At 66.2% G+C, this 23246-nt stretch carries 21 protein-coding genes; 10 read left to right on the top strand and 11 right to left on the bottom strand.

Translation table 11 applies throughout. The features are described 5' to 3' along the window. Positions 1-132 precede the first annotated feature (132 nt). Both AC3WLF_RS01515 and AC3WLF_RS01510 read left to right on the top strand, forming a co-directional pair. Complete coding sequence (locus tag AC3WLF_RS01515; RefSeq protein ID WP_492357698.1) at positions 133-681, top strand: helix-turn-helix transcriptional regulator; 549 nt, start codon at positions 133-135, stop codon at positions 679-681. A gap of 149 nt (positions 682-830) precedes the next feature. Next, the gene (locus tag AC3WLF_RS01510) at positions 831-1733 is read left to right on the top strand and encodes a LysR family transcriptional regulator (protein WP_492357697.1); all 903 of its coding nucleotides are present in this window, start codon (positions 831-833) and stop codon (positions 1731-1733) included. Positions 1734-1746: 13 nt separating this feature from the next. Here the strand turns inward: AC3WLF_RS01510 and AC3WLF_RS01505 are convergent, their stop codons facing one another. The 6 genes from AC3WLF_RS01505 to AC3WLF_RS01480 all read right to left on the bottom strand — a co-directional run bounded on the left by AC3WLF_RS01505 (position 1747) and on the right by AC3WLF_RS01480 (position 9683). Next, complete coding sequence (locus tag AC3WLF_RS01505; protein WP_492357696.1) at positions 1747-3279, bottom strand: class I adenylate-forming enzyme family protein; 1533 nt, start codon at positions 3277-3279, stop codon at positions 1747-1749. Between the two features lie 142 nt (positions 3280-3421). Continuing rightward, complete coding sequence (locus tag AC3WLF_RS01500; RefSeq protein WP_492357695.1) at positions 3422-4720, bottom strand: CaiB/BaiF CoA transferase family protein; 1299 nt, start codon at positions 4718-4720, stop codon at positions 3422-3424. A gap of 96 nt (positions 4721-4816) precedes the next feature. Next, positions 4817-5974, bottom strand: a complete 1158-nt coding sequence (locus AC3WLF_RS01495; RefSeq protein ID WP_492351316.1) for an acyl-CoA dehydrogenase family protein — start codon at positions 5972-5974, stop codon at positions 4817-4819. 48 nt (positions 5975-6022) lie between these two features. After that, positions 6023-7009 (bottom strand): Bug family tripartite tricarboxylate transporter substrate binding protein, encoded by a 987-nt coding sequence (locus AC3WLF_RS01490; RefSeq protein ID WP_492317055.1) that lies wholly within the window; start codon positions 7007-7009, stop codon positions 6023-6025. A gap of 119 nt (positions 7010-7128) precedes the next feature. After that, positions 7129-8337: an acetyl-CoA C-acetyltransferase gene (locus AC3WLF_RS01485; RefSeq protein ID WP_010809314.1), complete on the bottom strand. Its 1209-nt coding sequence runs from the start codon at positions 8335-8337 to the stop codon at positions 7129-7131. 41 nt (positions 8338-8378) lie between these two features. Then, entirely contained in the window at positions 8379-9683 is a 1305-nt protein-coding gene (locus tag AC3WLF_RS01480; RefSeq protein ID WP_492317056.1) for an acetyl-CoA hydrolase/transferase family protein, read from the bottom strand. Between the two features lie 255 nt (positions 9684-9938). On the opposite strand from AC3WLF_RS01480, the gene AC3WLF_RS01475 reads away from it, so the two are divergent. Beyond that, complete coding sequence (locus AC3WLF_RS01475) at positions 9939-11105, top strand: acyl-CoA dehydrogenase family protein (protein ID WP_492317057.1); 1167 nt, start codon at positions 9939-9941, stop codon at positions 11103-11105. Between the two features lie 151 nt (positions 11106-11256). Here the strand turns inward: AC3WLF_RS01475 and AC3WLF_RS01470 are convergent, their stop codons facing one another. Next, a complete protein-coding gene (locus AC3WLF_RS01470) occupies positions 11257-11772 on the bottom strand; it encodes an Lrp/AsnC family transcriptional regulator (protein ID WP_422696042.1) in 516 nt (171 codons plus the stop codon). A 192-nt stretch (positions 11773-11964) separates the two neighbouring features. Between AC3WLF_RS01470 and AC3WLF_RS01465 the strand changes: the two genes are divergently transcribed. Further along, positions 11965-12981 (top strand): 1-aminocyclopropane-1-carboxylate deaminase, encoded by a 1017-nt coding sequence (locus AC3WLF_RS01465; protein ID WP_492317058.1) that lies wholly within the window; start codon positions 11965-11967, stop codon positions 12979-12981. Positions 12982-13358: 377 nt separating this feature from the next. Here the strand turns inward: AC3WLF_RS01465 and AC3WLF_RS01460 are convergent, their stop codons facing one another. The 4 genes from AC3WLF_RS01460 to paaX all read right to left on the bottom strand — a co-directional run bounded on the left by AC3WLF_RS01460 (position 13359) and on the right by paaX (position 17632). After that, positions 13359-15032 carry a T6SS phospholipase effector Tle1-like catalytic domain-containing protein gene (locus tag AC3WLF_RS01460; protein WP_492357694.1) on the bottom strand — a complete coding sequence of 558 codons (1674 nt, stop codon included), beginning with the start codon at positions 15030-15032 and terminating at the stop codon, positions 13359-13361. Between the two features lie 13 nt (positions 15033-15045). Then, positions 15046-15531 carry a phospholipase effector Tle1 domain-containing protein gene (locus AC3WLF_RS01455; protein ID WP_492357693.1) on the bottom strand — a complete coding sequence of 162 codons (486 nt, stop codon included), beginning with the start codon at positions 15529-15531 and terminating at the stop codon, positions 15046-15048. Further along, positions 15528-16127: a DUF3304 domain-containing protein gene (locus AC3WLF_RS01450; protein WP_492351319.1), complete on the bottom strand. Its 600-nt coding sequence runs from the start codon at positions 16125-16127 to the stop codon at positions 15528-15530. Before AC3WLF_RS01450 ends, AC3WLF_RS01455 begins: the two co-directional genes overlap by 4 nt. A gap of 563 nt (positions 16128-16690) precedes the next feature. After that, complete coding sequence (paaX, locus tag AC3WLF_RS01445) at positions 16691-17632, bottom strand: phenylacetic acid degradation operon negative regulatory protein PaaX (protein WP_492357692.1); 942 nt, start codon at positions 17630-17632, stop codon at positions 16691-16693. A 131-nt stretch (positions 17633-17763) separates the two neighbouring features. Between paaX and paaA the strand changes: the two genes are divergently transcribed. From paaA to paaN, 6 genes are read left to right on the top strand one after another with little or no spacing between them, the layout of a single operon-like run. Further along, complete coding sequence (gene paaA / locus AC3WLF_RS01440) at positions 17764-18750, top strand: 1,2-phenylacetyl-CoA epoxidase subunit PaaA (RefSeq protein WP_492355784.1); 987 nt, start codon at positions 17764-17766, stop codon at positions 18748-18750. 54 nt (positions 18751-18804) lie between these two features. Beyond that, positions 18805-19086 (top strand): 1,2-phenylacetyl-CoA epoxidase subunit PaaB, encoded by a 282-nt coding sequence (gene paaB, locus AC3WLF_RS01435; protein WP_010809321.1) that lies wholly within the window; start codon positions 18805-18807, stop codon positions 19084-19086. A 10-nt stretch (positions 19087-19096) separates the two neighbouring features. Further along, positions 19097-19852, top strand: a complete 756-nt coding sequence (gene paaC, locus AC3WLF_RS01430; protein WP_492317062.1) for a 1,2-phenylacetyl-CoA epoxidase subunit PaaC — start codon at positions 19097-19099, stop codon at positions 19850-19852. Positions 19853-19857: 5 nt separating this feature from the next. Beyond that, positions 19858-20373 carry a 1,2-phenylacetyl-CoA epoxidase subunit PaaD gene (gene paaD, locus AC3WLF_RS01425; RefSeq protein ID WP_492351322.1) on the top strand — a complete coding sequence of 172 codons (516 nt, stop codon included), beginning with the start codon at positions 19858-19860 and terminating at the stop codon, positions 20371-20373. 19 nt (positions 20374-20392) lie between these two features. After that, entirely contained in the window at positions 20393-21469 is a 1077-nt protein-coding gene (gene paaE / locus AC3WLF_RS01420; protein WP_492357691.1) for a 1,2-phenylacetyl-CoA epoxidase subunit PaaE, read from the top strand. A 58-nt stretch (positions 21470-21527) separates the two neighbouring features. After that, positions 21528-23192: a phenylacetic acid degradation protein PaaN gene (gene paaN, locus AC3WLF_RS01415; RefSeq protein WP_492357690.1), complete on the top strand. Its 1665-nt coding sequence runs from the start codon at positions 21528-21530 to the stop codon at positions 23190-23192. The last annotated feature ends 54 nt before the right edge of the window (positions 23193-23246 follow it).

Genomic DNA, 23246 nt, shown 5'->3' with positions numbered 1-23246 from the left:
AACGGTGCATTCGGAAATGGCAGAGGCGGGCAATCCGGTTAGCGGCGATCATGCAGTCTGATCCTGTCCGCATCCCGAGCCACCATGCACGTCCATCTGCAGTCCCACATGCACGTCAGCCTGCAGCGGCTGTTGCTGGCCTTCCCGCTGGCGGTCTCTGCGGCCCACGGCAGGCTGGTGCTCAGGCGCCGCGGCTATGAGCGTCTGCTGCTGCCGGGCCAGCAGCTCACCATCGAACCGTTTGAAACCTTTGCGCTGCACCTGGATGGCAGCAGCGCTCAGCCGGCCGCGTGCACCCTCGAAATCCAGCGCATGATCCCCGCGGCGCGGCAGGAATGCCTGCACCACCGCATCTGCAAGCGGGTTTTCCTGCAACCCCATTACGCCTGGAATGCTGCGTTTATCGCGGAACGGCTGGGCATGTCCACGGCACAGCTGCGCCGCATGCTGTTTTCTCAGGGCACGGCGCTCACCGAGCTGTGCCGCACGCAACGGCTGATGCGGTTGCTGTTCGAGGTCATGGCCGGTGATGCCGGCATTGGCGATGCCCGGCGGCGCGTCGGCTGGCCAGCCAGCAGTGATCTGGACTGCGCTTTCTACGACCGCTTCGGCTTATCGATGGAAGCTGCCAGCCGGTTGGCGGTGGCGCGCGCAGCGCGGCGGCAGCGCTCGGTCGCCTGACTCGTTCCCAAGAATCTACCTGACGTTCGCAAGCTTCCGGGATCAGGTCCCGGATGCCAGGGTGGCGGCCCCTGCGAATTGCGCCCGCCAGAGTGTACTGAGCGCCGCGCTTTGCGAGATAATCCGCCCTTACGCTGCGGAATGATGTCATGCGCTTTGATCTGGTCGACCTGAAACTGTTCACGCATATTGCGGAGGCCCAGAGCCTGACCGGCGGTGCGCAACGCTCGCACCTGTCGCTGGCCGCGGCCAGCACGCGCATCAAGAACCTCGAGGAACACGTCGGCGTCAAGCTGCTGAGCCGCAGCAGCCAGGGCGTGAAGGTGACCGGGGCGGGGGAGACCCTGCTCGCCCACGCGCGCCGCGTGCTGCGCCAGCTGGAGCAACTGAGCGGCGATCTGCAGGAATATGCGGCGGGCGTGAAAGGCCATGTGCGCGTGTTCGCCAACACCACCGCGATGAGCGAGTTCCTGCCGGCGGTGCTGCGCAGTTACCTCGTCAGCCATCCGGACGTGACCATCGACATGCACGAGCGCCTGAGCCCGGATATCGTGCGCGCGGTGCAGGAGGGCATGGTGGATATCGGCATCATTGCCGGCAACGTGCGCACGGAAGGGCTGGAGGTGATGCCGTACCGGCGCGACCGCCTGGTGCTGGCCACCGCGCTGAGCCATCCGCTGGCCGAGCGCGGCAGCGTGGATTTCATCGATACGCTGGACTACGACTTCATCGGCCTGCCCGAGGCCAGCGCGATCCACAATTTCCTGTTGCGGGCCGCGACCGACCTGCAGCGCACGCTGCGCTGGCGCGTGCAGGTCAGCAATTTCGAGACCGCCTGCCGGATGATCGAGGCCAATGTCGGCGTCGGCGTGTTGCCGGAGACTACCGCCAGCCGCCATGCGAAGACGATGGCGCTGCGCATCGTCCAGCTCAACGATGAATGGGCCGAGCGCAAGCTGCAGATATGCGTGGCCGACCTCAGCGCCTTGCCGCTGTTCGCGCGCAAGCTGGTGGACCTGCTGGTCGAGGACGGCCTCGGGCGCCAGGACTGAGGGCGCCGGCGGACTAGGCCTTGTCCGCCAACATCTGCCGCAGCTGGTGCTTGAGCAGCTTGCCGCTGGCCGTGGTGGGGATCGAGGCCACGCGCAGGATCCGCTCCGGGCGCTTGTACGGCGACAGGCGGTCGACCAGGTAGTCGTGCAGCGACTGCGCGTCGAATTTCTCGCCATCCCTGATCTCGACGAAGGCGATCACTTCCTCGTTGCCGTCCGCGGTCGGCTGCCCGATGACGGCCGATACGCGCACGGACGGATGCGTGTTGATGACCGATTCGACTTCGATCGGGTAGACATTGAAGCCCGAGCGGATGATCAGGTCCTTGGTGCGGCCGACGATGAACAGCGCGCCGTCGGGGTCCAGCCGGCCGATGTCGCCGGTATTGAGCCAGCCGTCGGGCCGCAGGGCCTCGGCGCTCAGGTCCGGTGCGCGGTAGTAGCCGCGCATCACGCCGGGCCCCCTGATCCATAGCTCGCCGGGTTCCCCCTGCGGCACCGGCTTGCCCTCCGGCCCGACTACCCGCAGTTCTGCGCCTTCGACGATCTCGCCCGCCGAGCAATCGGTGCGCGGCCGGTCCATGCGGGTCACGAACAGCGACCCCGCATATTCGGTCATGCCGTAGCCGTGGTGCAGCGGCTGGCCGAACATCGCCTCGACGTCGTGCTTGAGCGTCGGATCAAGCGGCCCGCCGCCGGTGTAGAGATAGCGCAGCCGCGGCGACGGCTGCAGGGGCGTTCCCGTTGCCCGCACATGGGCGAGGATGCGGTTGAACATCGTCGGCACGCCCTGCAGCAGCGTGATCGCACCCTGCCGGATCGCGGCGGTGACGTCCGCGGCATTGAAGCGCGCGCTCAGGTACAGGCTGGCACCGGCCTGCAGGGTCGAGACCAGCAGCGTCCCGAGTCCGAACACATGCGACATCGGCATGACCGCATAGGCGCAGTCGTCTGCCTGCATGCGGCGCGACTCGACCGTGACGCGCGCAAAGTGCAGCAGGCCCCGGTGAGTGACCATCACGCCCTTGGGCTGTCCGGTGGTGCCGGAGGTGTAGATCAACGCGGCGACGTCACGCGCGAGCGCTTCAGGCTCGCGCTCGCCGGCCTCGTCGACAGCGCCCGCCATCAGCGGGCCGAGGCCGGCCGGGACAATCTCCCTGGCCCGGTAGCGCACGCCGTGCCGCAGGGCATCGGGCGACACCGCGTGGGTGAACAGCATCAGGCTCGGCTGGCAGTGGGCGCGGATCACCTCGATTTCCCGCTCCGACAGGCGGGCGTTGACGATGACCGGCCACGCGCCCAGTTCCGACAAGGCGAACACCAGCGTGATCACCGCCAGGCAGTTCTCGGCCGTGATCAGCACCCGATCGCCGGTGCCCACGCCCTGCGCTTGCAGGTAGCGCTGCGCATCCTCGATGCCCGCCCACAGCTGCGCGTAGGTGGTGGTCCGGCCTTCTTCGAAGACGGCCACATGGCCGGGGGTCTCGGCGGCCCAGCGGCGAGGGATGTCGCTGATCCGTGGTGGGGTGTCTCGGTCCGGTGGCATCTCGCGGGAGTCCTTGTGCTGGAAAAACCGTTCGGCAAGGCGGGGGCCAGCCGAACGGCGCCAGTGTATGTGCGCCCGTTGCACGGTGCAATCGGTAATCGGCAAAGGCGGATTTCTTGTCTGCCGAAAGCCCCCTGGCCGCTTACACCACGCGCCTGGCGCGCAGTGCTTCCAGTTGCTGCGGGCTCAGCTTCAGGTAGTCGCGCAGCACCTCGTCGGTGTGCTGGCCCAGCGCGGGCGGGGCGTAGCGCAGCGTCGGGGGCGTCTCCGACAGGCGCAGCGGGCTGGCCGTGGTGACCACGTGGTTCGCGGGCTCGCCGGCGGGCGGCTGGGCTCCCGGATAGCGCTCTTGCTCGACGCGCAGGCCACGGTGCTGCACATGGGGGTCGGCGTGGGCCTGGGCGATATTGTTGATGGGGCCGCAAGGCACGGAATTGGCTTCCAGCAGCGCGACCCATTGCGCCGTGGAGCGGGTGCGCGTGAGCTCCATCATCATCGCGATCAGCGTCTTGCGGTTGTTGACGCGGCCGGTGTTGGTGGCATAGCGCTCGTCGCGCGCCCAGTCCACGCCCGCGGCGTCGCAGAAGCGTGCGAACTGCCCGTCGTTGCCGATGGCCAGCAGCATATTGCCGTCGGCGGTCGGGAAGTCCTGGTAGGGCACCACGCTGGGGTGGATATTGCCCTGGCGCCGGGGCACGTCGCCGGCGTTCAGGAAGCCCGCGCCCTGGTTGGCCAGCACCGCCATCGCCACATCCAGCAGGGCGATGTCGATATGCTGGCCGCGGCCGGTGAAGTGGCGTGCTTCCAGCGCGCTCAGGATCGCGGTGGTGGCGTACATGCCGGTGAACAGGTCGATCACGGCCACGCCTACCTTCATCGGGCCGCCGCCGGGCTCGCCGTCGGCGTGGCCGGTGATGCTCATCAGGCCGCTCATGGCCTGGATCAGCAGGTCGTAGCCGGGCCGCGCCGCGTAGGGACCGGTGTGGCCAAAGCCCGTGACCGAGCAGTAGATCAGGCGCGGGTTGAGCGCGCTCAGGCTGTCATAGTCCAGCCCGTAGCGCTTGAGGCCGCCGGTCTTGAAGTTCTCCACCACCACATCGCTCTGCCGGGCCAGCTCGCGGATCAGCTCCTGCCCCTCGGGCGTGGCCATGTCCACGGTGACCGAGCGCTTGTTGCGGTTGGCGGCGGTGAAATAGCAGGCCTGCCGGGTCGGCGCGCCGGCCTCGTCGGCGAGGAAAGGGGGCCCCCAGTGGCGTGTATCGTCGCCTTCGCCGGGTTTTTCGATCTTGATCACGTCGGCGCCCATGTCCGCCAGGTTCTGGGTGGACCACGGTCCGGCCAGCACGCGCGAGAGATCGAGCACGCGCAGGTGGCTCAGGGCGCCGGTGCGGGGGGAGGGGGGAGGAAGGCCAGCGGCCGGCGTAGCGGTGGAATCTGTCATGTCAGGTCAGGCGGTCTCAAGGCAGGCTGCCCGTCCTGGGGACGGGCAGCGTTGCGCGCGGGCATGGGTCAGGCGTATTGGCGCGGGGCGCGGTGCTTACGCGCCGCGGGCTTCACGGATCATGTTGCGCGCGATGATGACCTGCTGGATCTGCGTGGTGCCCTCATACAGGCGGAACAGGCGCACATCGCGGTAGAAGCGCTCGATGCCGAACTCGGAAATATAGCCGGAACCGCCGAGAATCTGTACCGCGCGGTCCGCCACGCGGCCCACCATCTCGGTGGCGAACATCTTGCAGCATGAGGCCTCGGTGGAGACGTTCCTGCCTTCGTCGCGGCGGCGCGCGGCGTCGATCACCATGCATTCGGCAGCATAGAGCTCGGCCTGGCTGTCGGCCAGCATGGCCTGGATCAACTGGAACTCGCAGATCGGCTGGCCGAACTGCTGGCGCTCCAGCGCGTAGTTCAGCGCGTCGCGCAGCACGCGCCTGGCCACCCCGACGCTGACCGCCGCAATGTGCAGCCGGCCCTTGTCGAGCACCTTCATCGCCGTCTTGAAGCCCTGTCCTTCCTTCAGGCCGATCAGGTTCTCGGCCGGCACGCGCACGTTGTCGAAGATCACGTCGCAGGTGTGCGCGCCTTTCTGCCCCATCTTCACGTCGCGCTTGCCGAAGCTGATGCCCGGCGTCCTGGCATCGACGATAAATGCCGAGACGCCGGCCGAGCCCTTGATCTCAGGGTTGGTACGCGCCATCAGCGTGAACATGCCGGCCTGCGGCGCATTGGTGATAAAGCGCTTGGTGCCGTTGACCACGTAGTGGTCGCCATCCCTGACCGCGGTGGTGCGCAGCGAGCCGGCGTCCGAGCCGGCTTCCGGTTCGGTCAGGGCAAACGAGGCCAGGATCTCGCCGGTGGCCAGGCGGGGCAGCCACGCGGCCTGCTGCTCAGGCGTGCCGTCCATCAGGATGCCCTGCGAGCCGATGCCCACAGTGGTGCCCAGCAGCGAGCGGAAGGCCGGCGAGGTCTGGCACAGCTCCATGACCACGCGCGCTTCCTCTTCCATGGTCAGCTCCAGGCCGCCAAAGCGCTCGGGGATGGTCATGCCGAACAGGCCCATCTCGCGCATGTCCTGCACGATGTCCTGCGGGATTTCGTCGGTCTCGGCGACCAGCGCCTCGGCGGGAACCAGGCGCTCGCGCACAAAGCGGCGCACGCTGTCGAGCAGGGCTTCGAGGGTTTCGTTATCGCGGATCATGTCAGTTCTTCCTGGGTGTCGGGTCGGTGTCGGTTCGAGGCGGGGCCATCAGTCCAGCGTCACGCCCTTGAGCACGCTGGCCCACTGCGTGCGCTCGCGCGCGGCGGTGTTCACGACGTCCTGCGTGGTGCCGCTCCACTGTTCGTAGCCCAGCTCGGCATAGCGCTTCCTGAGTTCCGCATCTTCCACGGCCTGCCGCACTGCCGCGGCCAGCTTCTGGGTCTGCTCGGAGGTCACGCCCTTGGGGGCGTAGATGGCGTACCAGCCGCCGGCTTCATAGTCCTTGAGGCCGGCAATCCCGGATTCGCGGAAGGTGGGCACGCCGGGCAGCGATGCGCTGCGCTTGGGCGAGCCCACGGCGATGGGCTTGACCTTGCCGCTCTGCACATAGCCGCTGGCGGTGCTGATGATGTCGAACATCACGTCGATCTGGCCGCCGATGGTATCGGTCATGGCCGGGGCATTGCCCTTGTAGGGAATATGGTTCAGCTCGACCTGCGCCTGCCGGGCGAACAGGGCCATGGCGACATGGTTGGAGCTGCCCACGCCCGAGGAGCCGTAGCTAAGCTTGCCGGGATGCGCCTTGGCGTAGGCAACCAGGTCCTGGGTGCCCTTGAACGGCTCCTTGACGTTGGCCACCAGCATGTTGTAGTAGCGCGCCACCGGTGCCACCGGGGCGAGGTCCTTCGCCGGGTCGTACGGCAGGCTCTTCATGATGTTGGGCGCGACCGTCAGCGCCGCGCTGGCGGCGAACCACAGTGTGGCGCCATCGGGCTTGGCGCGGACCACTTCATAGCCGGCCAGCGTGGCATTGGCGCCGGGCTTGTTGTCGACGATGACGTTGGCGCTGAGCGCCTTGCCCAACGCCACCGCGAACAGGCGCGCGGCCTGATCGGCGGGGCCGCCGGCGGCGTAGCCGACCACGAGGCGCACCGGCTGGCCGTTGGGCTGCGCCGAGGCAGGGGGAGTGGCCAGGGTTGCGCCGCACAGGGCCAGGGCGGCCAGCATGGCGTGGCGGCGTGAGGTGGAAATCAAGATACTTCTCCTACGTAAAGCAAAGTGCCGAAGGCAAAAGCCGAAAAGCAAAAGGCAAAAGGCGGGCGCAGCCCCCGCCGTCGCGCGCGGGGGCTGTATGGTGAATGAAGTGGGCTTACTCAGTAGCGTTCGAAGACCGCGGCAATACCCTGGCCGCCGCCGATGCACATGGTCTCCAGGCCATAGCGGCCGCCGCGGCGCTGCAGTTCGTGCAGCAGCGTGGCCAGGATGCGCACGCCGGTGGCGCCGATCGGATGGCCTAGCGAGATGCCCGAGCCGTTCACGTTGAGCTTCTGCTCGATCGCATCCTGGTCATGCCATTCCCAGCCCTTGAGCACGGCCAGCACCTGGCAGGCGAAGGCTTCGTTCAGCTCGACCAGGTCCATCTGGTCCAGCGTCAGGTTCAGGCGCGCCAGCAGCTTCTTCACCGCGGGCACCGGGCCGATGCCCATGTGCGAGGGCTCGCAGCCGGCCGCCGCCCAGCCCACCAGCGAGGCCATGGGGGTGAGGCCCAGTTCGGCCAGCTTGTCTTCGGCCACGATCAGGCAGGCGGCCGAGGCGTCGTTCTGCTGGCTGGCGTTGCCGGCGGTGACGGTACCGTTCGGCATCAGCGTGCGCAGCTTGCCCAGGCTTTCACGCGTGGTTTCGGGGCGGAAACCTTCGTCGCGCGCGAACCGCACCGGATCGCCCTTGCGCTGGGGCACCTGCACGGGAACGACTTCGGCATCGAAGCGGCCGGCCTCCCAGGCTGCCGCGGCGCGTGCGTGGCTGCGGGCGGCGAAGACATCGGCCGCCTCGCGGCTGATGCCGTAGTCGCGCGCCAGGTTCTCGGCCGTCTCGATCATCCCGGAGATCTTGCCGAAGCGCTCGACCGGCTGGGAGCGTTCACGGCCGCGGTCGAGGCGGTCGAAGAAGCGCACATTGCCCGAGCGCGCGCCCCAGCGCATGTCGGTGGTGTAGTACTCGATATTGCTCATGCTCTCGACGCCGCCCGCGATCACCACGTCGGCGGCGCCGCTCTGCACCATCATCGAGGCCGTGACGATGGCCTGCAGGCCGCCGCCGCAGCGGCGGTCCAGTTGCATGCCCGGCACCTCGACCGGCAGGCCGGCCTGCAGCGCGGCCCAGCGGCCGACGCAGGGCACTTCGCTGTTGGCGTAGGACTGGGCAAAGACCACGTCATCGATACGCGCGGGATCGATGCCGCTGCGTTCCACCACGGCGCGCACGGCGGTGGCGGCCAGTTCCTCCACGGGCACCGGGCGCAGGCTGCCGCCGAAGGTGCCGACGGGCGTGCGGAGGGGAGTGACGATTGCAGCTCTGCGCATGGAAGTCTCCTTGGAACTCTGTGTTGGGATGAGCAAGTAAGTCAGTTGGCCAGCGTGTGCCCGGGAAGGGCCACGAAGACCGCGCCGCACTGGCGCAGCAGGGCGTGGGCCTGGCGTTCCAGGTCTGCGCGGTGTTCGGGGGCGGCAATGTCCAGCATGCGGCGCACGCGCTGCGACAGCGTCTGGCCGCGCAGGTCGGCCACGCCGTGCTCGGTGACGATCAGGCCCGCATCCGAGCGGGGCGTGCTGACCGGGCCGGACAACTGCGCCACGATGCGGCTCGCGCCCTTGGCGGTCGCCGGCAGCGCGACGATGGGCAAGCCGCCGCGGCTGCGCGCGGCACCGCGCAGGAAGTCCACGGCACCGCCGACGGCGCCGACATAGACGCCGCCGGCGACTTCGGCGTTCACCTGGCCGGTGAGGTCGACCTCGATGGCGGAGTTGATGGCGGTCAGCTTGTCGACGCTGGCCAGCACCTCGGGGTGATGGGTATAGGCGGTCTCGCGCAGTTGCAGCTGCGGATTGCGGTGGGCCCAGCGCCGCAGCCGTTCGCTGCCCATCAGGATGCCGGCGATGCCTACCCCCGTATCGATGCTCTTGCGTGCGTTGGTCAGCACCCCGGCTTCGGCCAGCGCCGCAATGCCGTCGCCGATCGCGCCGCTGTGCAGCCCCAGGTCGCGGTGGCCATTCAGCGCAGCGACCACGGCCTCAGGCAGGTTGCCGATGCCCATCTGCAGGGTGGCGCCATCCTCCACCCAGCCGGCGATGTGGCGGGCGATGGCCTGTTCGGCCGGGCCGGGCGCGCTGCGGTCAAGGCTGATGGGCGGGTGCAGCGCTTCGACCTGCAGGTCGATATCGTCCGCGCTCAGGTAGCGGCTGCCGTGGGTCCACGGCACCTCCGGGTTCACCTCGGCGATGATGACGCGGGCGCGGTCGAGCGCCGCGGGAAGGTATTCATGCACCAGCCCCAGGCTGTGGCGCCCCTGCTCGTCGGCGGGCGAGACCTGCACCAGCGCCACGTCCGCCCGCAGCGTGCCGTCGCGGATCAGCCCGGGCAGGTGCGAATAGTGGCTGGGCACGATGTCCAGCACGCCGGCCCTGGCCAGTTGCCGGTGCGGGCCGCTGGCGGCGTAGCCGAAGAAGTCGAGCACATCCGCCTGGGCCGGCTGCAGCGTGTCTGACTGCCCGATGCCGACAAAGACACTGAGGCGTCCGCCCTGGGCGATGGCGTGGCGGTGTTCCACCAGTGCGCGCGTCAGCGTCAGCGGCTCGGCGGTCGCTTGCCCCCACCAGATATGGTCTCCGGGGCGGATCAGGGCTTGCAGGCGGGAGGCGAGGGTGTGCATGTCCACGGGGCAGCGGTCAGTCGGCGCATGCGCCGGATAGCCCGGAGCATGTTCCCAAAGCGTGGTTTGCGCTATTTGACAATGCCAATGGCGGACTTTGGCGAAAGCGAAAGGACCTGGCCGTCGCCGGGACTTAACCGCGGTGGAAGGCGCGCTTTCGGAAAGGCTGATTGTCCACGCGGCCGAACGCCGCGAACATTGCGGTCATCACAAGGAGGCGGCCGTCCGCCAGAGACCGAACGCAAGCCAAGCGCCATGATCGAACAGACCCAATCGAACAACTTCCAAGAAATCCGCGACGCCATCCGCGCGCTTTGCGCCGAGTTTCCCGATGAGTACTTCCGCAAGGTGGACGAGCAGCGCGCCTATCCCGAGGCCTTCGTCAATGCGCTGACCGCGGCGGGCTGGCTGGCGGCCCTGATCCCGCAGGAGTACGGCGGTTCCGGCCTGGGCCTGACCGAAGCCTCGGTCATCATGGAAGAGATCAACCGCTGCGGCGGCAACTCCGGCGCCTGCCACGGCCAGATGTACAACATGGGCACGCTGCTGCGGCACGGCTCCAGGGCGCAGAAGGAAAAGTACCTGCCGAAGATTGCCTCGGGGGAATGGCGCCTGCAGTCCATGGGCGTGACCGAGCCCACCACTGGCACGGACACCACCAAGATCAAGACCTCGGCGGTCAAGAAGGACGGACGCTACGTCATCAACGGCCAGAAGGTCTGGATCAGCCGCGTCCAGCACAGCGACTTCATGATCCTGCTGGCGCGCACCACGCCACTGGCCGAGGTGACGAAGAAGAGCGAGGGGATGTCCATCTTCATGGTGGACCTGCATGAAGCGCAGAAGAAGGGCCTGACCGTGCGCCCGATCCCCAACATGGTCAACCACGAGACCAATGAACTGTTCTTCGAGGACCTGGAAATCCCCGAGGAAAACCTGATCGGTGAAGAGGGCAAGGGCTTCAAGTACATCCTCGACGGCCTGAACGCCGAGCGCACGCTGATCGCGGCCGAGTGCATCGGCGACGGCTATTGGTTCATCGACCGCGTGACCAAGTATGTCAAGGAACGCGAGGTCTTCGGCCGCCCCATCGGCCAGAACCAGGGCGTGCAGTTCCCGATCGCCGAGACCTTTATCGAGCTGGAAGCGGCGAATCTGATGCGCTGGAAAGCCTGCGAACTGTTTGACAAGCACGAGCCCATGGGGGCCCAGGCCAACATGGCCAAGTACCTGGCAGCCAAGGCCAGCTGGGAGGCCGGCAACGCCTGCCTGCAGTTCCACGGCGGCTTCGGCTTTGCCTGCGAATACGACGTGGAGCGCAAGTTCCGCGAAACGCGGCTGTACCAGGTGGCACCGATCTCCACCAACCTGATCTACTCTTTCGTCGCCGAACACGTCCTGGGCCTGCCGCGCTCATTCTGAGCGATGGACGGCGCGCCAGCCCCAACGCTCAAGGGGCTGGCCGGATGGAACCCCGGCAGCAACGGCGCCGGGGGTTCCGCTTCGCCCCAAGCCCCAAAATTCCCCTCCCTGTCTCCTCTCTTCGTCCGCGCAGCCGGATCCAGGCCGACCTTCAGATCGGAAACTGCGTCGTCGACAGCACCTGCTTGAGCACCATGAACGAGCGAATCTGCCGCACGCCCGGCAGGTAGAGCAACTGCTCCGCGTGGAGGCGGTTGAAGCTCTCGCTGTCCTTGGTCCTGAGCATCATGATGTAGTCGAACTCGCCGGTGACTTCATGGCACTCCATACAGCCTGATACCTTCTGCGCCGCCTTCTCAAAGGCGGCGAACGACTCGGGCGTAGACCGGTCCAGCACGACCCCGATGATGACCAGCATGCCCGCGTCCAGGGGAGCCGGGTTCAGCAGCGCCACGACGCCGCGGATCAGGCCATCCGCTTTCAGGCGTTCCACGCGGCGCAGGCATGCGGGCGGGCTGAGGCTGACCTTGCCCGCCAGGGCCAGGTTGGAGATGGACGCATCGCGCTGCAAGGCGCGCAGGATGGCCTTGTCCGTGCGATCCAGCACCGGCGCGGGCTGGGCGGAGGTCTCGGATTTTGTACGAAATTTTATTCTGGATGTTGCCATTTCTACGGAATAAAGAGAATTTCGTGATGCTTCCAGGCTTTTTATCGTGCAAGAAGTCGCAGATCTTTGCAAGCACCTTTCGTCTCAGCTTTCTTATGATGATTCCAGGTACGGCGTCGCGCAGCGTCCGTGCGAATGCCGGGCTTTGCGGCTGCCGCGCGCCCGCATGCCCGCCACAACCTGGAGCCAGTCATGAACCTGAAGCAATTTCCGCGTCATTCCCTGACCTTCGGCCCGACGCCGATCCATCCGCTATCGCGGCTGAGCGAAAGCCTGGGTGGCAAGGTCGAGCTCTATGCCAAGCGCGACGACTGCAACAGCGGCCTTGCCTTTGGCGGCAACAAGACGCGCAAGCTCGAATACGTCATTCCCGACGTGCTGGCGCAGGGCGCCGATACGCTGGTCTCGATCGGCGGGATCCAGTCGAACCACACGCGCCAGGTTGCCGCCATCGCGGCCCACCTGGGGCTGAAGTGCGTGCTGGTGCAGGAGAACTGGGTCAACTACTCCGACGCGGTCTATGACCGCGTGGGCAACATCCAGATGTCGCGCATCATGGGGGCCGACGTGCGCCTGGTCAGCGAAGGCTTCGACATCGGCATTCGTCCCAGCTGGGAAGATGCCATGGAGAGCGTGCGCAAGGCGGGCGGCAAGCCCTACCCGATTCCGGCAGGCTGCTCGGAGCATCCGCTCGGCGGCCTCGGCTACGTAGGGTTCGCCGAGGAAGTCCGGGCACAGGAAGCCGGACTCGGCTTCAGCTTCGACTACATCGTCGTCTGCTCGGTCACCGGCAGCACGCAGGCAGGCATGGTGGTGGGATTCGCTGCCGACGGCCGCGCGGACCGGGTCATCGGCATCGATGCATCGGCCAGGCCGGAACCGACGCGCGCGCAGATCCTGCGCATCGCACGCCATACCGCGGAGCTGGTCGGCCTCGGCCGCGACATCACTGAAGCGGACGTGGTGCTGGACACCCGCTATGGCGGCCCCGAATACGGCCTGCCTTCGGCGGGCACCCTGGAAGCCATCCGCCTCAGCGCCAGGCTGGAGGGCATGATGACCGACCCGGTCTATGAGGGCAAGTCCATGCAGGGCATGATCGACATGGTCCGTCGCGGCGAGTTTCCGCAAGGATCGAGAGTCCTCTTCGCACACCTGGGTGGGGTACCGGCACTGAACGCCTACAGCTTCCTGTTCAAGGACGGGTGATAACGCGCAAGCGATTGATGGCAAGGGAGTGCCGGCCTGGGGGCGGCACCCTGGCTGCATGCGCGCAAGCCTGTCGCATAACCAAAGTCGAGCAGGAACCGGAGCCGCTGGGCCGCAGGTTCGGACCAGCCGAGGACCATTCCAGGCCGTCGGCAATCGCGCGTACCAGCGCCCATTCCCCTTCGGTTATCTGTCTAGCGGTGAAACTAATCACGTCACTCATCGACATGTGATGCTGCACCGGCCGCTTAAATTGTCTGCAATGCCTTGCTGGCCAAGTGTACCCGGGCCGCGAGAGCCGACCGTCAATTGACGGTCGGCTCTCGCACCTGCCAGGGACTAACGCCAGCGTGAGATCGCCGGAAGTTCTTGCAAGATCATGCGATCGCGAAGTTCCCGACGACGCTTTCCTCGGCCTGGTTTGCCGCTGGCGCCAGTGCCAGATAGGGCTTACGGTCATCGTTTCCGGTAAAGATCACGCGGGGCCAGCCGTAGCCGCCCGGCGCATATTCGTTAAAGAACGGGATGCGGAACCAAATCTTGCTGTCGTGCACGTGGTCGTCATAGAGGGCGATGACCGCCTTGTCCAGACGGGCCACGGCTTCCGGGGACGTGTGCAGTCGCAGAAAGCTCACCACCCCTGCATCCGGAGCGGCCATCAAATCGTCATCCGGATTCCAGGATTGCACGAGCGAAGTCCGTGTCGCATGGAAGATAAAGCCGCTGCTGGTCAGTGTGACACGGGGCGTGTCTGCTCCAGACTGGTCGTGCTTGACGGATAGCACTGGGGGCCGCTGGGGCCGATTCTCCCCAGGATGTGAGACAAACTCCTGCTTGTCCACCTGCCACCTTGCCAACTGATCCGGATACAGGACGCCAAGCAGCAAGCGCATCTGTTCGGCCCCCTCGCGCAGGTCGCTGCGGTCGTTGGTCACGATCTCATCGGCGCCTTCCCCTGGCCGGGCTGGTTCGTCCTTGCCGGCCTGCTCGCCATACAAGACCTCCCGTCGACGCTGCAACAAGACCTTTTTCTCCAGGATCGCTGCGGAGAGTTCCATGACGTCCCGGTGGTTGGCGGGGTAGTCGCGCGGATTGCGAGCTTCGGACCGCTCCTGCTGAAGTCGGGAGATCTCGGCCTTCAGGCGCTGGCATTCCGGATCATCGCGTTCGGCCTTCTTGACATCGAGGGTGATCTTGCGCGGTGTCTTGGCGTCCTCCGGGGCGGCGTGGTAGAACGTACGCTCGGTCACATACTGCCCGGTGCCGACCTGGGCCCGCAGGGTGCGCCAGCTCAGCATCTGGCCCATCCCGAACCGCAGTGCCTCTTCCACGGTGGAGACCGCGTACAGGCTGCGACGCCATTCGTTGAAAGCCGCCACGGTTGCCGGGTGGATTGCGAAATTTGCCCGCAGATCATCGCGCTTCGCAATGGCATCCTCCAGCATGAGCGGCACGCCCTGCCTGAGGGCTGCGATATACATGTCATGCAGCGGAATTTGGCTGAGCTTGCTGCTGTCGCCATCGCGGGCCTTGCCTTGCTCGTTGGGACCGTAGCCACCGCCCACATCGGAGTGCACACCGGGATAACCGATTTCCCAGCGGCGTAACGTCTCGGGGTAGTTCTCCTTGATCCGGATGGTGTCGAGCGGAAAACTCATGCGCTGCTCGTGGATCGAGTAGAAATGCGCGCAGGCCCGGACCTTGTCGGTGCCTGCCACATTCAGGCCGCCATCCTTCGTAAATCCCGAGTGCCCTGCAAACCGGTCCCAGTTGACGACCGAGCGGGTTGAGTCCGGGAGGCCGACGGAGGCCACCGTATCAAAGAGCCCCAGGAAGTTGACCTGGTAGGGCAAGGCCCGCCGTCCGGTCTGCTCGCTGAGCTGGCCGCCAGGCCCCCATTCTTTGAGCAGCTTGTTCACAAAGACGCGTGCACACGCAGCGCCGCGTGAGAAGCCGAACACGTTGATCCAGATCTGCCTGACCATCCGGCTTTGCGGGCCATCGTCGAAGCGGTTGCTGTGCGTGATCCCCAGGATGCGGATCTTGTCCATCAGCTTGGACGGATTACCGCTTGGCAGCGGCATCGCAGATGGCCTTGGCTTCCTCGTCAAGAACAAACGGCCTCTTGTCATCTCGCGTGATCGCGTAGTGCACGGCATTGAGCACGCGAATCATGCCCCAGACGCAGCGCTGGTCGAAGCCCGCAGCGGTGGCCTTGCCGTCCTGGGAGTAGTCCAACTCGCCGAGCTTTGGAAAGGGCGTACCGACACCCGCTACGTAGTAGGAAAACAACCCGTCATCAGGCAGGTGCTTTGACACGCTGAACAAACGTGCCACATTAGTGTGGGTCTTGGAGAGCGAATCCCGCCATTTTGTGTTGTCTTCGTCGTCGTTGTTGTTGGTGCCGTCGAAGAACAGGCTGATGTGCAGGGTCTGGGTACACCCGGCAAGCGGATCGCATACATTGCCCCGGCCCCAGGTCCAGGCGTCCTTGCCCTGCGCCAGTCGCCCGCCTTCCGGCATGTGTTCAGGCCATTGCACCACGCTCATTGCAGACCTCCACGGCGGTACTTGAGATTCCACTCGTCGTCGCGCACGCCTTGAGCAATGAAGGGGCTGTCGTCAGGTAATTTTTCACGTGGGCTGGTCGTCCCATCGATGATCAAGAGCCGGACGCGGTCACTTGGCAGGAATATCGCGTAAGCTCCGCCGGTCTGGGAGCCATCGTATTGCGCGATGCGCACGTTCTCGGCCTTGTACCAGTAGCCCGGGGTCTTGCCGTCCTGGACTTTATCCATCAGCCAGCGCACGGTGACGCGTAGCTCTGGCTGCCATTGGCGTGGGAAACTAATGCAGCAGCGCACACCACCCGAGGACGGACGACCGTCCGGGTAAGCGGGGAGGATATTGGAGCCACCGCCGCCAACACCATTTGGCCCCGTCACGTTGAAGGAGTGAATGTAGTACGGGGTGTAGTTCAGGGATTGGGCGTCACCCGCGATCAATTTTGATTTCGGCTTGGCATCTTCGAGCCAGTCGCCGTAGCTGGCGCAGCCGGCGAGCGCCAGCGCGAAGCCGGCCAGCAAGGCGGCCACGATGCCATATCGTCGTGTCTTAAAGGAAATAGTCGGTGGAAAAGTGTGCATGGGCGATGCTCCAGTGAAAGTCACCAGGTCCGCGCACAGCGACGCTTCAGCCAACGACAAGGCGCGGGGTAGCCGAAGACGCTACCCCGACAAAAGCGCAAATACTATGGGACGATTCCTAAATTCGATGATTCTTGACAAAGATTTGCATTTTTCGGCGTGGCCACCAATGGATCGGCCAAGAACTTCAAGGCGTCACGCCGTCAGTGGCACTCCCTCGAACAGGGCGCGACCCTGACAACCGTGCGGCCCAGTACCAGGGCAAGACCGATGGCGCGGGATTTCGGCGGACGGAAGGAAAGAGGGCGGAAAATGGCTGGCATCGGAAGGCTGCGGGCTGAGTCATGAACGTTGGAGTGAGTATCGGTGCGGGAGCATCCTTGCCGTTATCCGGATTCTGCAAAGAACGCGAAATCGGGCCTGGGCGGACGCACACGGAAGCCACTCGTGAGGATCATGACCAGCTGTCCACGCAACTTCCTGAAGCTGGCGAGTTCATTCTGCGCGAAACCCGGCGCAAGCCATTTGCGCAGTTGCGCAGCCGGGATTACCCGGTTGCCCGGTTAATTGCCGTTGGCCGCCTGCGCGCCGGCCCCAAAGCGCAGGCGCAGGCTCCGGTTGGCATCCTGCAGCGAACCGTCCACTACTTCCACCACGCGGTGCAGGTAGTCTTCGCTGGCGTCGAGCAGCGCCCCATACAGGGTGTGGCACAAGCCGCGCGCGGTGCGGCCGGGCCAGTCTTGCGGCAGCATCGCCTCGGGCAGGTTGGGATCGCGCAGCAGCACGCGCCGGTATTCGTGCACCAGCAGCGTCCGCACGAAGAAGGCATCGGCCGGAGCAAGCCCGGCGGCCTCTCCGGCCAGCGGCGTAAAGCGGCGCAGCAGCGCCTGCCAGGCAGCGGCCACGTCGCCGAGCTTGAAGGTCTGGTGCATCAGCGCCTGCAGCGGCCGGATGGAAAACGCGTCAAGGCTGCTTGCCTCCATCACCGCCACATCGTCCTGCGCGCGTGCGGCCTGGACGATTTCGCGCAGCGAGGCGAGGTCCGCATTGGGGTGGGCCATCACCCCTGGCGCGATGGCGCCGAAGCCCTCCCACAGCAATTCCCGCTTCAGCTTCTGCCGGACCGTGGCGCGTACGTCACCGCGCACCATCACCAAGGTCCAGCGGCCGTCCCATTCGGATGCCTCACCCGCGTAGATGCGCTTGCCGGCGTGCAGTACACGCTGCAAACCGGCTTCTGACAGCCCGTAGTAGCTGCGCCGCCCGATCCTGGTCGCGGCCAGCCAGTCGTCGGCGGTCAGGCGGAAGGTGGCGGTGCGCACCAGCCGGTCATTGATGCCGAACGGCGCCGCCAGCCGGATCAGGCTGCCCAGCCAGATTGCCTGGGGCCGCGGCGCCACCACATCGCCGAACAAGGTCACCAGCATGGAATTGGCGCCCAGCTTCAGCCCGCGTGCCAGCCGCGCCACGCGGGGAGAAACCGGATCGGTGCCTGGCGTCGCCATCGGCCTGCTCCCTGAAGTGATACACAAATGCAGATTGATTGAATCAAATTGTATCACTACCATCCGTTGCAACTGACGATGTTGATGCAGGTCAAGACCCCGATTCAGAGCAACCAAGAGCGGAGCAAAGGATGTACGCACAGCTGGTGGAGACAGGAGCGACGAGGCTTCGCGCCATGGAAGAAATGGAGCCGCAGGAGCGTGAGTTCCAGGCGCGCGTCGATGCCGGGATCAAGATCGAGGCCAAGGACTGGATGCCCGAGGCCTATCGCAAGACCCTGGTCCGCCAGATCTCGCAGCATGCGCATTCGGAAATCGTGGGCCAGCTGCCGGAAGGCAACTGGGTCACCCGCGCGCCGACGCTGGAGCGCAAGGCAGTCTTGCTGGCCAAGATCCAGGATGAGGCCGGCCATGGCCTGTATCTCTACAGCGCGGCCGAAACCCTGGGCGTGTCGCGCGACCAGATGCTGGGCGACCTGCACACCGGCAAGGCCAAGTATTCCAGCATCTTCAACTACCCGACGCTGAGCTGGGCCGATATCGGCATGATCGGCTGGCTGGTCGACGGCTCGGCCATCATCAACCAGGTGCCGCTGTGCCGCTGCTCGTTCGGGCCCTATGCGCGCGCCATGGTGCGCGTGTGCAAGGAAGAGTCGTTCCACCAGCGCCAGGGCTACGACATCCTGCTGTCGCTGTGCAACGGCACCCCCGAGCAGAAGCAGATGGCGCAGGACGCGCTCAACCGCTGGTGGTGGCCGGCGCTGATGATGTTCGGCCCGTCCGACGGCGATTCGCCCAACAGCGCGCAATCCATGCAATGGCGCATCAAGCTGTTCTCCAATGACGAGCTGCGCCAGAAGATGGTCGACCAGACCGTGCCGCAGGCCGAGTACCTGGGCCTGACCATTCCGGATCCCGAGCTGAAGTGGAACGAGGAGCGCGGCCACTATGACTTCGGCGAGATCGACTGGTCCGAGTTCTACAACGTCATCCAGGGCAACGGCCCCTGCAACCGCGACCGCCTGCGCAGCCGCGTCAAGGCCTGGGAAGAGGGCGCGTGGTTCCGCGACGCCCTGGTGACCCACGCCGACAAGCAGGCGCAGCGCGCCGCCGCCTGACACCGCGGCGCGCGGCGCCGCCATCCATCCAACGCAATGACACAGGAGGTTGCCATGAAAGAGTGGCCGCTTTGGGAGATCTTTATCCGCAGCCAGCACGGCCTGGCCCACAAGCACGTGGGCAGCCTGCACGCGCCGGACGGCGAAATGGCGATCAACAACGCGCGTGACGTCTATACGCGCCGCAACGAGGGCGTCAGCGTCTGGGTGGTGAAGGCCGGCGATGTGGTCGCCAGCAGCCCCGGCGACAAGGGCCCGCTGTTCGAGCCGGCCAACAGCAAGGTCTACCGCCACCCGACGTTCTTCCCGATGCCGGAAGCCGTCAAGCACATCTGATACGGCCCGCATGATGGACAACCACAAGCTCGAATACCTGCTGCGCCTCGGCGACTCCACGCTGGTCCTCGGCCAGCGCCTGTCGGAATGGTGCGGCCGCGGCCCCGCGCTGGAAGAGGACATCGCACTGACCAATGTCGCGCTCGACCTGATCGGCCAGACCCGGCTGTGGCTGGGCTACGCCGCGGAAGTGGAGGGCGCCGGCCGCAGCGCCGACCAGCTGGCCTACCTGCGCGACGCGCACCAGTTCCGCAACCCGCTGCTGGTGGAGCAGCCCAACGGCAGCTATGCCGATACGCTGGCACGGCAGTTCCTGTTCGACACCTGGCACTACTTCCTGCTCGACGGGCTGCAGCGCTCGACCGATGCCCGCATCGCCGAGATCGCCGCCAAGTCGCTCAAGGAAGTGACCTACCACGTGCGCCGCAGTGCCGACCTGGTGGTGCGCCTGGGCGACGGCAGCGAAGAGAGCCACCGCCGCATGCAGGATGCGTTCGACGACCTGTGGATGTTCAGCGGTGAGCTGTTCGAGTCCGACGCGGGCGACGCCGCGCTGGTGCAGGCCGGCGTGGTGCCCGACCCCGCCTCACTGGCCGAACCGTGGCAGCGCCACGTGGCCGCGGTGCTGGAAGAGGCCACGCTGCAGCTGCCTGCCGGCACGTGGTCGCAGAGCGGCGGCCGCCACGGCCGCCATACCGAACACCTCGGCTACCTGCTGGCCGAAATGCAGTTCCTGCAGCGCGCCTATCCGGGCGCCAGCTGGTGAACGCCATGACTGCGCAAGCGATCGCACGCCCGGCCATCGGGCAGGTCTGGACCTGGCTCGATACCGTGCCCGATCCCGAGATCCCGGTGATCTCCGTGGTGGACCTCGGCATCGTGCGCGGCGTGGCATGGGAGGACGACGCCTGCGTCGTCACCATCACCCCGACGTACTCCGGCTGCCCGGCCATGACGGTGATCCGGGAGGAGATCGAGCGCACGCTGGCCGCGCAGGGCATCGCCAGCGTGCGCGTGCGCACGCAACTGGCGCCGGCCTGGACCACCGACTGGATGACGCCGCGCGGCAAGGCCAGCCTGGGCGGCTACGGCATTGCGCCGCCGGCCCAGCAGGTGATCGACATCAGCGGCATCAGCCGCAGGGCGGCGCCGGCGCTGGTGGTGGCGTGCCCGCACTGCGGCTCGCGGCACACGCGGCTGGTGAGCCAGTTCGGCTCGACCGCCTGCAAGGCCCTGTACCGCTGCGGCGACTGCAAGGAACCCTTCGATTACTTCAAGGCGCACTGAGCCTGACCGGGGTAGTGAGATGAGCAAATTCCATGAACTGACCGTGGCCTCGGTCACCCGCGAAACCCGCGATGCCGTGGCCGTGACCTTTGCCGTGCCGGATGAACTGGCCGACACCTACCGCTACATCCAGGGCCAGCACCTGACGCTGCGCACCGGCATCGGCGGCGAGGACGTGCGCCGCTCGTACTCGATCTGCTCGGCGGTGCAGGACGCACAGCTGCGCGTCGCGATCAAGCGCGTCGACGGCGGCCTGTTCTCCAACTGGGCCAACGAACAACTGCAGCCCGGCATGAAGCTGGAGGTGATGCCGCCATCCGGCCACTTCCACGTGCCGCTGTCTGCCACGCAGGCGAGACACTACGTGGCCTTCGCCGCCGGCAGCGGCATCACGCCGATGCTGTCGATCATCAAGACCACGCTGGAAGCCGAGCCCCAGAGCCGCTTCACGCTGTTCTACGGCAACCGCGCCTCGTCTTCGGTGCTGTTCAAGGAAGAGCTGGAAGACCTGAAGGACACCTACCTGCAGCGCTTCAACCTGGTGTTCGTGCTCAGCCGCGAGCAACTGGAGATCGACCTCTTCAACGGCCGCATCGACGGCGAGAAGGTCAATGCCTTGCTCAAGCACTGGGTCAAGCCGCAGGACATCGACATCGCCTTTATCTGCGGCCCGCATTCGATGATGGAAGAGGTGTCGCAGGCGCTGCTCGACAACGGCGTGGACAAGGCCCGCATCAAGCGCGAGCTGTTTGCCACCAGCATCCCCGCGGCCCGCCCGGCGGCGCATGCACACAAGCAGGTGGGTCAGCAGCAGTGCGAGGTCACGGTGATCCAGGACGGCCGCACGCGCTCCTTCACGCTGGAGAAGAACAAGGAGACGGTGCTGGATGCCGCGCTGGCGCAAGGCATCGAGCTGCCTTACTCATGCAAGGGCGGGGTCTGCTCGACCTGCCGCTGCAAGCGCATCGAAGGCGAGGTCGACATGGACGTCAACTTTGCGCTGGAGGACTACGAAGTCGCGCGCGGCTTCATCCTCAGCTGCCAGAGCTACGCCGTCAGCGACAAGCTGGTGATCGACTTCGACCAGGAAACCTGAAGCATTTCCTGCTGCTGTCCCGACCCATACACAAACCATTCTGCCCCCGGAGCAAGCCGTGTCCCATCTGTTTTTTGAACGCCACCAGGCGCTGCTGGAACAAGCCACCCAAGCCATTGCCGAGCGCGGCTACTGGAGCCCGTTCACCGAAATGCCGAGCCCCAGGGTCTACGGCGAAACCGCCAACGCCGACGGCAAGGCTGCGTTCGAGGCCCGCCTGAACCGCCCGTTCGCGCTGTCGCAGCCGGGCACCGTCGGCCAGGCCGGCAAGGAAGTCTCGCCCTATGGCGCAGAACTGGGCATCACCTATCCGAAGCCCGACCTCGACCAGCTCTTCGCCGGCGTGGCCGAAGGCATGCCCGCCTGGCGCAAGGCCGGGCCGGAAGCCTGGGTCGGCGTTTCGCTGGAAATCCTGCAGCGCCTGAACCGCCGCAGTTTCGAGATTGCCTACGCGGTGATGCACACCACCGGCCAGGCCTTCATGATGGCCTTCCAGGCCGGCGGCCCGCACGCGCAGGACCGCGGGCTGGAAGCGGTGGCCTACGCCTGGGACGAGATGCGCCGCATCCCGAAGCAGGCGATCTGGGAGAAGCCGCAGGGCAAGAACGAGCCGCTGCGCATGGAGAAGCGCTACAGCGTGGTGCCGCGCGGCGTGGGCCTGGTGATCGGCTGCTGCACCTTCCCGACCTGGAACGGTTATCCCGGCCTGTTCGCCAGCCTGGCGACCGGCAACGCGGTGGTGGTCAAGCCGCACCCGGGCGCGATCCTGCCGCTGGCGATCACCGTCGAGGTGGCGCGCGAGGTGCTGCAGGAAGCCGGCTTCGATCCCAACCTGGTCACGCTGGTGGCCAACGACCCGAGCGAGCGCATGGCCTCGACGCTGGCACTGCGCCCCGAAGTGCGCCTGATCGACTTCACCGGCAGCAGCGCCAATGGCCAATGGCTGGAGCGCAATGCGCACCAGGCCCAGGTCTATACCGAGAAGGCCGGCGTCAACCAGATCGTGATCGACTCCACCAGCGATTTCAAGGGCATGGTGCGCAATATCGCGTTCTCGCTGGCGCTGTACTCGGGCCAGATGTGCACGGCACCGCAGAACATCTACGTGCCGAAGGACGGCATCGACACGCCGGAAGGGCACCTCGGCTTCGACCAGGTGGCCGCGGCGATCGGGGAAGGCGTGGCCAGGCTCACCAGCGATGCAGCCAAGGCGGTGGAGCTGCTCGGCGCGATCCAGAACGACGGGGTGGTGCAGCGCATCGAATCGTCGCGCGCACTGGGCGAGATCGTCGCCGACAGCCGCGTGCTGGAGCACCCGGAGTTCCCCGGCGCGCGCATCCGCACGCCGCTGGTGCTCAAGGTGGACGCCAGCGACGAGGGCAAGATCATGCAGGAATTGTTCGGCCCGATCTCGTTCATCGTCGCCACCGACAACACCGCGCACAGCATCGCGCTGGCGCACCGCGGCGCGAAGGAGCATGGCGCACTGACGTTGTCGGCCTACACCACCGATGCCGGCGTGTCCGAGGGCATCCGCGAAGCCGCCGAGGACGCGGGCGTGGCCCTGTCGCTGAACCTGACCGGTGGCGTGTTCGTCAACCAGTCGGCCGCGTTCAGCGACTTCCATGCCACCGGCGCCAACCCGGCAGCCAATGCCTCGCTGTCGGATGCGGCTTTCGTCGCCAACCGCTTCCGCGTGGTGCAGAGCCGTTCCCATATCTGATGCACTAGCTAGCAGTCGCAGCACCCGGCGCCGGCCCCCAATAGAAATGCGGCG

Source organism: Cupriavidus sp. FW306-01-F10A (assembly GCF_058782785.1).
Note: the sequence above shows the minus strand (reverse complement) of the source record. Positions and strands in the feature narration are given on the sequence as shown.

Excerpts from the sequence above, each read along its gene's own strand:
- AC3WLF_RS01510 (WP_492357697.1), top strand. The coding sequence starts at position 831 with ATGCGCTTTGATCTGGTCGACCTGAAACTGTTCACGCATATTGCGGAG.
- AC3WLF_RS01505 (WP_492357696.1), bottom strand. The coding sequence starts at position 3,279 with ATGCCACCGGACCGAGACACCCCACCACGGATCAGCGACATCCCTCGC.
- AC3WLF_RS01500 (WP_492357695.1), bottom strand. The coding sequence starts at position 4,720 with ATGACAGATTCCACCGCTACGCCGGCCGCTGGCCTTCCTCCCCCCTCC.
- AC3WLF_RS01495 (WP_492351316.1), bottom strand. The coding sequence starts at position 5,974 with ATGATCCGCGATAACGAAACCCTCGAAGCCCTGCTCGACAGCGTGCGC.
- AC3WLF_RS01485 (WP_010809314.1), bottom strand. The coding sequence starts at position 8,337 with ATGCGCAGAGCTGCAATCGTCACTCCCCTCCGCACGCCCGTCGGCACC.
- AC3WLF_RS01480 (WP_492317056.1), bottom strand. The coding sequence starts at position 9,683 with ATGCACACCCTCGCCTCCCGCCTGCAAGCCCTGATCCGCCCCGGAGAC.
- AC3WLF_RS01475 (WP_492317057.1), top strand. The coding sequence starts at position 9,939 with ATGATCGAACAGACCCAATCGAACAACTTCCAAGAAATCCGCGACGCC.
- AC3WLF_RS01470 (WP_422696042.1), bottom strand. The coding sequence starts at position 11,772 with ATGGCAACATCCAGAATAAAATTTCGTACAAAATCCGAGACCTCCGCC.
- AC3WLF_RS01465 (WP_492317058.1), top strand. The coding sequence starts at position 11,965 with ATGAACCTGAAGCAATTTCCGCGTCATTCCCTGACCTTCGGCCCGACG.
- AC3WLF_RS01460 (WP_492357694.1), bottom strand. The coding sequence starts at position 15,032 with ATGGACAAGATCCGCATCCTGGGGATCACGCACAGCAACCGCTTCGAC.
- AC3WLF_RS01455 (WP_492357693.1), bottom strand. The coding sequence starts at position 15,531 with ATGAGCGTGGTGCAATGGCCTGAACACATGCCGGAAGGCGGGCGACTG.
- AC3WLF_RS01450 (WP_492351319.1), bottom strand. The coding sequence starts at position 16,127 with ATGCACACTTTTCCACCGACTATTTCCTTTAAGACACGACGATATGGC.
- paaX (WP_492357692.1), bottom strand. The coding sequence starts at position 17,632 with ATGGCGACGCCAGGCACCGATCCGGTTTCTCCCCGCGTGGCGCGGCTG.
- paaA (WP_492355784.1), top strand. The coding sequence starts at position 17,764 with ATGTACGCACAGCTGGTGGAGACAGGAGCGACGAGGCTTCGCGCCATG.
- paaB (WP_010809321.1), top strand. The coding sequence starts at position 18,805 with ATGAAAGAGTGGCCGCTTTGGGAGATCTTTATCCGCAGCCAGCACGGC.
- paaC (WP_492317062.1), top strand. The coding sequence starts at position 19,097 with ATGATGGACAACCACAAGCTCGAATACCTGCTGCGCCTCGGCGACTCC.
- paaD (WP_492351322.1), top strand. The coding sequence starts at position 19,858 with ATGACTGCGCAAGCGATCGCACGCCCGGCCATCGGGCAGGTCTGGACC.
- paaE (WP_492357691.1), top strand. The coding sequence starts at position 20,393 with ATGAGCAAATTCCATGAACTGACCGTGGCCTCGGTCACCCGCGAAACC.